This window comes from Thiomicrorhabdus heinhorstiae, from assembly GCF_013391765.2.
Taxonomy (GTDB): Bacteria; Pseudomonadota; Gammaproteobacteria; order Thiomicrospirales; family Thiomicrospiraceae; genus Thiomicrorhabdus; species Thiomicrorhabdus heinhorstiae.
Genome location: NZ_JACBGI020000030.1, coordinates 20,471 through 28,445 on the forward strand (window position 1 = coordinate 20,471; position 7,975 = coordinate 28,445).

The 7,975-nt window shown below is 46.8% G+C and carries 12 protein-coding genes; 11 read left to right on the forward strand and 1 reads right to left on the reverse strand.

What is annotated here, in order from left to right:
* Nucleotides 1-16: 16 nt before the first annotated feature.
* The gene (locus H8792_RS11080) at nucleotides 17-217 is read right to left on the reverse strand and encodes a YgaP family membrane protein (protein WP_185979029.1); all 201 of its coding nucleotides are present in this window, start codon (nucleotides 215-217) and stop codon (nucleotides 17-19) included.
* 358 nt (nucleotides 218-575) lie between these two features.
* Here H8792_RS11080 and H8792_RS11085 point away from each other — a divergent pair, with 358 nt between their 5' ends.
* The 11 genes from H8792_RS11085 to H8792_RS11135 all read left to right on the forward strand — a co-directional run.
* Nucleotides 576-965, forward strand: a complete 390-nt coding sequence (locus tag H8792_RS11085) for a winged helix-turn-helix domain-containing protein (RefSeq protein ID WP_185979030.1) — start codon at nucleotides 576-578, stop codon at nucleotides 963-965.
* A 177-nt stretch (nucleotides 966-1,142) separates the two neighbouring features.
* Nucleotides 1,143-1,823: a TorF family putative porin gene (locus H8792_RS11090; RefSeq protein ID WP_185979031.1), complete on the forward strand. Its 681-nt coding sequence runs from the start codon at nucleotides 1,143-1,145 to the stop codon at nucleotides 1,821-1,823.
* 70 nt (nucleotides 1,824-1,893) lie between these two features.
* On the forward strand, nucleotides 1,894-2,733 hold the full coding sequence (locus tag H8792_RS11095; RefSeq protein ID WP_185979032.1) for an urease accessory protein UreD: 840 nt from the start codon (nucleotides 1,894-1,896) through the stop codon (nucleotides 2,731-2,733).
* Nucleotides 2,734-2,775: 42 nt separating this feature from the next.
* Nucleotides 2,776-3,078, forward strand: a complete 303-nt coding sequence (gene ureA / locus H8792_RS11100) for an urease subunit gamma (protein WP_185979033.1) — start codon at nucleotides 2,776-2,778, stop codon at nucleotides 3,076-3,078.
* 9 nt (nucleotides 3,079-3,087) lie between these two features.
* Entirely contained in the window at nucleotides 3,088-3,405 is a 318-nt protein-coding gene (locus H8792_RS11105) for an urease subunit beta (protein ID WP_185979034.1), read from the forward strand.
* Nucleotides 3,402-5,111: an urease subunit alpha gene (gene ureC / locus H8792_RS11110; protein WP_185979035.1), complete on the forward strand. Its 1,710-nt coding sequence runs from the start codon at nucleotides 3,402-3,404 to the stop codon at nucleotides 5,109-5,111. Before H8792_RS11105 ends, ureC begins: the two co-directional genes overlap by 4 nt.
* An 11-nt stretch (nucleotides 5,112-5,122) precedes the next feature.
* On the forward strand, nucleotides 5,123-5,614 hold the full coding sequence (ureE, locus tag H8792_RS11115; RefSeq protein ID WP_185979036.1) for an urease accessory protein UreE: 492 nt from the start codon (nucleotides 5,123-5,125) through the stop codon (nucleotides 5,612-5,614).
* Between the two features lie 20 nt (nucleotides 5,615-5,634).
* Entirely contained in the window at nucleotides 5,635-6,294 is a 660-nt protein-coding gene (locus tag H8792_RS11120; protein ID WP_185979037.1) for an urease accessory protein UreF, read from the forward strand.
* Nucleotides 6,295-6,413: 119 nt separating this feature from the next.
* Nucleotides 6,414-7,016 carry an urease accessory protein UreG gene (ureG, locus tag H8792_RS11125; protein ID WP_185979038.1) on the forward strand — a complete coding sequence of 201 codons (603 nt, stop codon included), beginning with the start codon at nucleotides 6,414-6,416 and terminating at the stop codon, nucleotides 7,014-7,016.
* Nucleotides 7,016-7,681 (forward strand): hypothetical protein, encoded by a 666-nt coding sequence (locus tag H8792_RS11130; RefSeq protein ID WP_228767094.1) that lies wholly within the window; start codon nucleotides 7,016-7,018, stop codon nucleotides 7,679-7,681. Before ureG ends, H8792_RS11130 begins: the two co-directional genes overlap by 1 nt.
* Nucleotides 7,682-7,755: 74 nt before the next feature.
* The coding region (locus tag H8792_RS11135; protein WP_185979039.1) for a hypothetical protein at nucleotides 7,756-7,975 on the forward strand (220 nt) is incomplete at its 3' end.

A 7,975-nucleotide genomic window follows, 5' to 3' on the forward strand; every position in this document is an offset into this window, starting at 1 on the left:
TCACACGCTTAAAGGTTTAGTCGTGTTTAACGGTTGAGTGCAAAGGGCAGGTTTGGACGCCCAGTAAAGTGTAAAGTGGACACCATTTAATCAAACCGGTTACCAAAGGAATAATTCCGATATAGCCCCAGTTTCCAACGACGCCCGTGTAAGCGAGTGCGATCAGCACCACACCCAGTACGATTCGAATAATACGGTCAAGTGTTCCGACGTTCATAGTAAACTCCCTCTAAATTATCATATTTATTAAATAATACAGTTTTTCAAATGTAGCTCTTATCTGCATTGGCATGGAAGAGCGGCTGAAAGCACTGCGTAAAGCTCGCATAAAATAACAGCCCGCAATAACTTTATGGTTAAGTTTTTGCTGCCGGTCTTATCAGCAGTATATGAGCGTTAGTTTAATTGACCTTGAAGGAATTGCTTTGGCTATCGCTCATAAGGCTTAAGAAGAACGTACAATATATTGTCTGTTAATGGTGAGCTTGTCAATTCAACTAAGCGTTTAACCAAAAGGGTATTGAAACTGGCTATTGATCGCGAATTAGTTGAAGTTTATTAGGTTGGGAAAGGCAATGGATAAAAAAGTGGATAAACACAATCAGGTTCCGGGCGAGGCCTATGCGGAAAAAATTCATGCTCGTTTTTGGCTGGCTGGGGAGAATGACGGTTATGTCGGTATCGGACGCATTCAATTACTTGAGCGGATTGTTGTTTGCGGCTCGATCAGTCAGGCCGCGAAAGGGATGGGAATGTCTTATAAAAAGGCATGGAAACTGGTAGAAGAAATGAACTCCATGTACGGGGAGCCTCTGGTCATCAAATTGCAAGGTGGTAAAGACGGGGGAGGGACGGTTGTGACTGATCGGGGTAAAGCCGTAATTGAAGCGTTTCGCGAGCTTGAAAAAGAACTTGTTGTATTTTTACAACAAATGCAGCAAAAATATTTGTCGGAAAGTGTCTAAACTGGTGCATTATTGCATCAGGATGGAAGATTGTTGGAGTTTGTATTTGTCATGAAGTTGTAATGATTTTGCTGTGACTTGTCATAAGTGGATGAAAATTAATTAAATTTTAATTTTTGGCACTTTAAAAGCTTTTACCAAGGGGAAATTTGATTAATCCTTTTGGAGAGTAAAACGATGAAAAAATCATTTCAACTGAAACCACTTCTATTGTCATTGGCGGTTGCAGGTTCTGCGACAATAGCTGTTGCCCCTTCAGCAGCACAAGCAGAGGTTTCTTATAATGCTGCAGTAAGCAATATGTATTTGTGGCGTGGTCAAGACATTAGTAATGGTCAAGCGGTTGTTACTGGTGGTATTGATTATTCTCATGATTCTGGTCTTTACGGTGGTGTATGGGGATCTTCTGAAGATGCCGGTACAGAATTTGACTTGTATCTTGGATACGGTATGACTAGTGGTGATTTTGGTTTGAATCTGGCTTACTGGTCATACTGGTACCCTTCAGATGGAACCAAGGCTTCTTTTGAACGTAGCGAAAGTTCAGTTATTACTGAGTACGAAGTAACCCTTTCTTATGCTGATTTTTCTGCTACTGCTATGATTGATACAGAAGACACTGATCTTCGTTACTATTCATTGTCTTACGGTATTGGAGCTTTTGGATTCCATGCTGGTTATTATGATGGGTTTGCTGCCACCGGTCTTCCTGCTGGAGATGAAGACTATACTGATTTCTCTATCAGCTTCGCAGCTACTGATAATTTGACATTTACTGTGAGTAAAGCACAGGGTGATGGTCTTTATGACACTAATGAGAAACCTATGCTTAACGTATCTTACGCATTTACATTCTAATCTAGACTTTATGTCTGTTTAGTTTGAATAAAAAAGGAGCTTAGGCTCCTTTTTTTATTGCAGGAATTGAATGATTAACACGTCTCTTAAATCGGGTTGGAAAGGTTTTTTATCTTTTACATTGGTTCATCAATGGAATAAGACCGTTGTAAAAGATAAGCAACACTTTGGTCCTCTTGTTTTGCAGAGGCCTTATTATCAAGAGCCGGATCGACCGACTATATTGGTTATTCATCCTCCGGGTGGCCTGGTATCGGGTGATCAGCTTATGATTAAGGTGACGATGCAGCCTGGCAGTAAAGGTTTGATCAGTACTCCGGCGGCGACCAAGTTTTATCGGAGTCTCGGTAAAACGACGACACAGACTCAGAGTGTCGAGGTTTCTGAAAATTGCGATTTGGAATGGCTGCCGCAGGAAACCCTGTTTTTTGACCGGGTCAATGCGGAAAATACGTTGGTTTTTAATTTGCAGAGTGCGGACTGCCGTTTGATCGCTTGGGATATCGTTGGTTTGGGTCGTCCAGCGATGCAGGAAAATTTTCGGCAAGGGTTTTTGACCCAGAGTTTAACGATCAATTTGTCGGGGAGTCCGATTTTTATTGATCGTTTTTGCTTGTCGGGAGAGGATGAGCTGCTGGATAGTGCTTTTGCTTTAGGTGGCGCGACGCTAATGGCAACGATGCTTTTCTATCATCCGGATGTAAAAGTGTTGCAGCAGCTTAAAGAGCGTTTGTTGAACAAAAGTTGGGCTGGTTTATGCGGTATCACCTTGCTGGAGAATGTATTGGTTCTTCGAACTTTGGATTGCGACCTTGAAGAGATTAAGGCGCGTCTGATTGAGGCTTGGCAGACGGCGCGCTTATCGGTGATCGGCGTGGAACCGGTTTATCCGAGAATTTGGAGAACCTGAGAATTTGAATAATATCGCTAGTTGGGAATAGGGGGAGAATAAGTGGAACTGTTACCAAGAGAGAAGGATAAATTACTGCTGTTTACTGCCGGTTTAGTTGCCGAACGCCGTCTGGCGCGTGGCTTGAAACTGAATTACCCTGAAGCGGTAGCCTTGATTAGTTGCGCTATTCTGGAAGGAGCTCGTGACGGCAAAACTGTAGCGGAATTAATGGACTTCGGGACCACCATTCTTAACCGAGATCAGGTGATGGAAGGCGTTCCGGAAATGATTCACGAGGTTCAGGTGGAAGCAACTTTCCCGGATGGAACCAAGCTTGTTACGGTGCACCAACCTATTGTGTAGGAGATGAAGATGATTCCAGGAGAAGTAATTGTCGGCGGTGGTGAGATTGAACTCAATGTCGGAAGAGAAGTGATAACTTTGGAGATTGCCAATTCGGGCGATCGTCCGGTTCAGGTCGGTTCTCACTACCATTTTTATGAGGTTAACCCCGCTTTGCAGTTTGACCGTGAAACGGCAAAAGGTTTTCGCTTGAATATTCCTGCAGGTACAGCGGTACGTTTCGAACCGGGACAGGTGCGAAAAGTCGAGTTGGTCGCTCTGGGAGGAAAACGTAGAGTTTACGGTTTCCAGCAGAAGGTGATGGGTGCACTTGAGGAGGCGGAATGAGTTATAAAATAGATCGCAAAGCCTATAGCGAAATGTACGGGCCGACTGTCGGCGACAAGGTTCGCTTGGGGGATACCGAGTTATGGATCAAGGTCGAAAAAGATTACACTCTGTACGGTGAAGAAGTGAAGTTCGGCGGTGGTAAAGTCATTCGCGACGGTATGGGGCAGGGGCAAGCCTGTTCCGATAAAGTGATGGATACCGTCATTACCAATGCCCTGATCCTTGATACCTGGGGGATTGTCAAAGCGGATGTCGGAATTAAAAACGGCACGATTGCTGCAATTGGGAAATCAGGGAACTCCGATATCCAGCCGGGAGTCGATATTCAAATCGGCGGTGGTACCGAGGTGATTGCCGGAGAAGGCATGATTTTGACTGCCGGCGGAATCGACGCTCATATCCATTTTATCTGTCCTCAGCAGATTGAAGAAGCTCTGATGTCGGGTGTGACAACGATGATTGGTGGTGGAACCGGTCCGGCTGCCGGCACCAATGCAACCACCTGTACTCCGGGGCCTTGGTATCTGCATCAGATGCTTAAATCGGCCGAAGCTTTTCCGATGAATATCGGTCTTTTGGGTAAAGGGAATGTTTCTTTGCCCGACCCGCTTATCGAGCAAATCGAAGCCGGTGCCATCGGCTTGAAACTCCACGAAGATTGGGGTAGTACGCCTGGAGCGATTGATAATTGTCTGGCGGTTGCGGACGATTACGATGTTCAGGTGGCGATTCATACCGATACACTGAATGAATCCGGTTTTGTCGAAGAGACCATGGATGCCCTTAAGGGTCGAACGATTCACACCTATCATACGGAAGGGGCCGGTGGCGGCCATGCACCGGATATTATCGTTGCCTGTAAGCAGGCTAACGTCTTACCGTCTTCAACCAACCCGACCCGTCCGTTTACCGTCAATACCATTGATGAACACCTTGATATGCTAATGGTCTGTCACCATCTGGATCCGAATATTGTTGAAGACGTCGCTTTTGCCGAATCGCGCATTCGTCGCGAGACGATTGCCGCTGAAGATATTTTGCATGATTTGGGGGCCTTTTCGATGATCTCTTCCGATTCTCAGGCAATGGGCCGGGTCGGTGAAGTGATTACCCGTACTTGGCAGACGGCGCACAAAATGAAAGTGCAGCGCGGTGCTTTGCCCGAAGACGAAGGGCTGGATGCTGATAACTTCCGAGCCAAACGTTATGTTGCCAAATATACGATTAACCCGGCGATTACCCACGGAATTTCCGAGTATGTCGGTTCGGTAGAGGTTGGCAAGTTCGCGGATCTGGTATTGTGGAAGCCGGCGTTTTTCGCTGCCAAGCCATCGATGATTATCAAAGGCGGAATGATTGCCGCCGCGCCCATGGGGGATGCTAACGCCTCGATTCCGACTCCGATGCCGGTGCATTATCGTCCGATGTTTGCCGCTTATGGCGGAGCCTTGTGCAATACTTCGATCACCTTCATGTCTCAGGCGGCGCTGGAATTGGGTTTGCCTGAAAAACTTGGTCTGAATAAACTGGTTAAGGTGGTTAAGAATACCCGTAAGATCGGTAAGAAAGACATGGTGCTTAACGACCTGATGCCGGATATTACTGTCGATCCGGAGACTTACGAGGTGCGTGTTGATGGCGAATTGATCGTTTGCGATCCGTTCGATTCTCTACCGTTGGCACAACGTTATTTTCTGTTTTAAGGAAAGATTCGATGAAAGAGTTTTTTAAGGTTAATCCTGACGAGGGCTGCGCTACTGACCTTGGTACCATCACCTTGGACTTCGCGCAGCGTGAAAGAAGTCGTTTGCGGGCCCTTTTGGATAATGGCGATGATGCAGGCCTGTTTCTGCCACGTGGCACGGTTTTGAAAGAAGGTGATGTGCTGGCAAATGAAGAGGGTGAGTTTGTGATTGTGAAGGCGGCGATGCAGTCGGTTTCGACGATTACCGCCGACAGTACTCACCTGCTTTTACGCATCGCCTATCACTTGGGGAACCGTCATGTGCCTTTGCAGGTTGAACCAAATTGGTTGCGTTATGTGCATGATCATGTGCTGGATGATATGGTGCGCGGTTTGGGCGGCACGGTAACTGCCGAGCAAGCGCCTTTCCAACCGGAAACCGGAGCCTACGGCGGTGGTCACCATCATCACGATAACCGTTTAGCGCCTGCGCATAGTCATTCACATGGTCATCATCATTAATTCGTATCGAGTTGGCTAAGATGCAGCGACTTTTGCGCCTTCTTCAATTGAATAGTCCAAGTCTACCGATTGGTGCCTACGCCTATTCACAAGGTTTGGAAGCAGCGATTTCTCAAGGCAAGCTCAGCGGCATTGAACAGATGGCATCCTGGCTCAAACTGCTGCTGTTGCATAGTTTAGCCAAAAACGATTTGCCTGTGATTGTGCAAGCCTATCCGCTTTGGAAAAACGAAAATTATGCAGAGTTAAATCGTTTGGCGGCAACCGGTCGTGCTCTGCGTGAAACGGAAGAGTTGTTGCAGGAAGATACCCATCTCAGTCGTGCTTTACAGCGTCTTGCCGAGCCAATGGGAGTGCCAATCGGTGACGAACTGATTCGCAAAAGTTCGTTTCCCGTGATTTATGCACGTTTTGCGCAATATTGGCAGATTGATTTGCAGGACGCTTTAACCGCTTTTGCATGGAGTTGGATGGAAAACCAAATCGCTTCGCTGCTTAAGCTTAGTCCGGTCGGGCAGACTTCGGCTCAGGTGTTGATGATGCAGATGGATGATACTGTCTTGCAGGCGGTGAAAATTGCTCAAGAATTGCCGAAGAACCAACTCGGCATGAGTCTGCCGGCCTACGCGATTTTAAGTGCGCAACATGAAATTCAGTATTCACGGTTATTCCGTTCATAACAATATATTAAAAAATGAGACTTCATACAAAACTCGCTATGACGCAGCAAAAAATCTTTTGCAGCGCGTTCAATAGTAGATAGAGTTAGCGGAAATAGATTAAGAAGGATGAAACTTAAATGAAAGGACCTCTTAGAGTGGGTGTCGGCGGACCGGTTGGCTCGGGTAAAACGGCCTTGTTGGAAATGTTGTGTAAAGCGATGCGCGATGATTACAACATCGCAGTGGTCACCAATGATATTTACACCAAAGAAGACCAGCAGATTCTGATACGCCAGAATGCGTTGGATGAAGAGCGTATTGTCGGTGTCGAAACCGGCGGTTGCCCGCACACAGCCATCCGTGAAGATGCTTCGATGAATCTTACTGCCATTGAAGAATTGCAAGAAAAATTTACCGATTTGGATATGGTGATTATTGAGTCGGGTGGTGACAATTTGAGCGCCACCTTCAGTCCGGAACTGTCTGATTTAACCCTGTATGTTATCGATGTTGCGGCGGGCGATAAATTGCCGCGCAAAGGCGGGCCGGGGATTACCCATTCGGATATGCTGATTATCAATAAAACCGACCTGGCGCCTTATGTCGGTGCGAGTCTGGAAGTGATGGATCGAGATACCAAAATTCAGCGTGGTGAGCGGCCTTATGTGTTTACCAATCTCAAAACGCAAGACGGCCTGCAAACCGTGGTTGACTTTATTATCGAGAAAGGGATGTTGTAATGTTGGAAACCGGTCTGTTAATCGTCTTTTTCTATGGTATGTTGCATGCTTTCGGGCCGGACCATCTAACGGCAATCGCTGATTTTTCGATTGGGCGTAATCGCAGTCGTGTTTTTAAGGTCGCGCTCGGTTTTGCGATTGGGCACGGTGTCAGTCTGTATCTGTTCGCTCTGCTTCTGCAGCAGTTTGATCTATCGGATGAGCTTCTGGCATGGGGCGACATCGCCGGTGTCTCACTTCTTATTATGATGGGGGCTTATCTACTGTACTTGGTTATTGCTGACCGTATTCATTTGGGTAAACACTCGCATAATGGCCATGAACATCTTCATATCTGGTACGGCAAATCACACAGTCATGCTGCCGGGCAATCGACCGATGTCACCCGTAAAGGGTGGGCAATGGCTGCAACGTTGGGTGTGCTTATGGGGATCGGTGGCGCCCGCGGTATGCTGGTATCGCTGGCTGCGCTTTCCGAACAATCGGTGACGCCGCTAATGATTTTGAGTTTTACCCTTGGCGTGGCGATTATTTTTGTGATCTTCGGTTTTGCTCTAATGCTGCTCAATCAACGGCTCATGCAATCCAAAGCCATGCTGCGCGGCGGTTATTCGATTATGGGTCTGACTTCAATCGGCGTGGGCGGTTTCCTGCTGTTATCGTAAATTTTGCCGAGCTTTGAAGGGGCTCGAGAGAAGTCCTCATTTTTAACTCTGTATCAAATATACGGATTGTCTTAATGAAAAGGTTTTACCAATCATCGGTTTTTCTCTTTTGGTCGGTTGCAGATTCCACTTTTGCGCACGAAATAAAAGAGCCGAAACCTCTGGAACTGGAAGCGGTCGAGGTTGACGGTCACTATCAATCCTATATCGGCGAGTCGCTTTCGACCTCGGAAGGGGTGATCGGTGATGGTGAAATCAAAAAGCGTCCGCTGTTGCGAGTCGGAGAGATTCTGG